The sequence below is a fragment of the Escherichia sp. XD33 genome (genome assembly GCF_019375075.1).
Classification (GTDB): Bacteria; Pseudomonadota; Gammaproteobacteria; order Enterobacterales; family Enterobacteriaceae; genus Enterobacter; species Enterobacter flexneri_A.
This window is the reverse complement of record NZ_JAENDM010000158.1, coordinates 1-1,906: the sequence shown is the minus strand read 5'-3', so window position 1 is coordinate 1,906 and position 1,906 is coordinate 1. Positions and strand designations below refer to the sequence as shown.

Annotated in this window: 4 protein-coding genes and 1 pseudogene; 2 read left to right on the top strand and 3 right to left on the bottom strand. The window is 57.7% G+C overall.

The features are described from left to right. Positions 1–236, top strand: a 236-nt coding sequence (locus K0778_RS25810; protein WP_205853191.1) for a hypothetical protein, incomplete at its 5' end; no start/stop codon positions are given. A gap of 44 nt (positions 237–280) precedes the next feature. On the opposite strand, the gene K0778_RS25805 is transcribed toward K0778_RS25810, so the two are convergent. The 3 genes and pseudogenes from K0778_RS25805 to K0778_RS25795 all read right to left on the bottom strand — a co-directional run. Beyond that, entirely contained in the window at positions 281–484 is a 204-nt protein-coding gene (locus tag K0778_RS25805; protein ID WP_000376616.1) for a hypothetical protein, read from the bottom strand. A gap of 127 nt (positions 485–611) precedes the next feature. After that, the gene (gene sul1, locus K0778_RS25800) at positions 612–1,451 is read right to left on the bottom strand and encodes a sulfonamide-resistant dihydropteroate synthase Sul1 (protein WP_000259031.1); all 840 of its coding nucleotides are present in this window, start codon (positions 1,449–1,451) and stop codon (positions 612–614) included. Further along, positions 1,445–1,651 (bottom strand): annotated as a pseudogene (locus tag K0778_RS25795) (DMT family transporter); the annotation flags it as partial. The gene sul1 and the pseudogene K0778_RS25795, both read right to left, overlap by 7 nt. Between K0778_RS25795 and K0778_RS25790 the strand changes: the two are divergent. Further along, positions 1,632–1,796, top strand: a complete 165-nt coding sequence (locus K0778_RS25790; protein ID WP_072644484.1) for a cupin domain-containing protein — start codon at positions 1,632–1,634, stop codon at positions 1,794–1,796. The pseudogene K0778_RS25795 and the gene K0778_RS25790 sit on opposite strands and share 20 nt — an antisense overlap. Positions 1,797–1,906 lie beyond the last annotated feature (110 nt).

Sequence of the window (1,906 nt, the reverse complement as noted above, 5' to 3'; positions counted from 1 at the left end):
CGTACGGCCCACAGAATGATGTCACGCTGAAAATGCCGGCCTTTGAATGGGTTCATGTGCAGCTCCATCAGCAAAAGGGGATGATAAGTTTATCACCACCGACTATTTGCAACAGTGCCCGTCATACTTTCGCCTTCATGATCTGCAACGAGTTGATCAATAATAAGCGAAATTCGATAACGAAATTCGATATAAATCTAGAAAAAAATACCTCTATGTGTACTACGCAGTTTTAGCTGTGGCTTTCACAGGAGCACGCTTACTTACGGCTTAGCGTGCTTTATTTTCCGTTTTCTGAGGCGATCCCTAGGAGCTCGGATCTCAGGACGAAGGTCTCCGCGAATGTCCGGTCGATCCGCGCGACGTCCCAGGCGGGCGTTCCCTTGGCGGACATCCACGCCGCAGCGTCGTGCATCAGCCGCACAACCTCGTCGATATCACCCGAGCAGGCGACCCGAACGTTCGGAGGCTCCTCGCTGTCCATTCGCTCCCCTGGCGCGGTATGAACCGCCGCCTCATAGTGCAGTTTGATCCTGACGAGCCCAGCATGTCTGCGCCCACCTTCGCGGAACCTGACCAGGGTCCGCTAGCGGGCGGCCGGAAGGTGAATGCTAGGCATGATCTAACCCTCGGTCTCTGGCGTCGCGACTGCGAAATTTCGCGAGGGTTTCCGAGAAGGTGATTGCGCTTCGCAGATCTCCAGGCGCGTGGGTGCGGACGTAGTCAGCGCCATTGCCGATCGCGTGAAGTTCCGCCGCAAGGCTCGCTGGACCCAGATCCTTTACAGGAAGGCCAACGGTGGCGCCCAAGAAGGATTTCCGCGACACCGAGACCAATAGCGGAAGCCCCAACGCCGACTTCAGCTTTTGAAGGTTCGACAGCACGTGCAGCGATGTTTCCGGTGCGGGGCTCAAGAAAAATCCCATCCCCGGATCGAGGATGAGCCGGTCGGCAGCGACCCCGCTCCGTCGCAAGGCGGAAACCCGCGCCTCGAAGAACCGCACAATCTCGTCGAGCGCGTCTTCGGGTCGAAGGTGACCGGTGCGGGTGGCGATGCCATCCCGCTGCGCTGAGTGCATAACCACCAGCCTGCAGTCCGCCTCAGCAATATCGGGATAGAGCGCAGGGTCAGGAAATCCTTGGATATCGTTCAGGTAGCCCACGCCGCGCTTGAGCGCATAGCGCTGGGTTTCCGGTTGGAAGCTGTCGATTGAAACACGGTGCATCTGATCGGACAGGGCGTCTAAGAGCGGCGCAATACGTCTGATCTCATCGGCCGGCGATACAGGCCTCGCGTCCGGATGGCTGGCGGCCGGTCCGACATCCACGACGTCTGATCCGACTCGCAGCATTTCGATCGCCGCGGTGACAGCGCCGGCGGGGTCTAGCCGCCGGCTCTCATCGAAGAAGGAGTCCTCGGTGAGATTCAGAATGCCGAACACCGTCACCATGGCGTCGGCCTCCGCAGCGACTTCCACGATGGGGATCGGGCGAGCAAAAAGGCAGCAATTATGAGCCCCATACCTACAAAGCCCCACGCATCAAGCTTTTGCCCATGAAGCAACCAGGCAATGGCTGTAATTATGACGACGCCGAGTCCCGACCAGACTGCATAAGCAACACCGACAGGGATGGATTTCAGAACCAGAGAACATGTCATTGTACTGGAAGGCGCATTACAACTGCGGCTGGGGGATGAGTGGCACACCGTTTCTGCCGGGGAATCCCTGCGCTTCCATGCGGATATCCCGCACGCTTACGCCAATCCCGGTAAGGCCATTGTGACAGGGGTCTGACGCTCAGTGGAACGAAAACTCACGTTAAGCAACGTTTTCTGCCTCTGACGCCTCTTTTAATGGTCTCAGATGTCCTTTGGTCACCAGTTCTGCCAGCGTGAAGGAATAAT

Coding starts and splice junctions, on each gene's coding strand:
- sul1 (WP_000259031.1), bottom strand. CDS start 1,451: ATGGTGACGGTGTTCGGCATTCTGAATCTCACCGAGGACTCCTTCTTC.
- K0778_RS25805 (WP_000376616.1), bottom strand. CDS start 484: ATGGACAGCGAGGAGCCTCCGAACGTTCGGGTCGCCTGCTCGGGTGAT.
- K0778_RS25790 (WP_072644484.1), top strand. CDS start 1,632: ATGGATTTCAGAACCAGAGAACATGTCATTGTACTGGAAGGCGCATTA.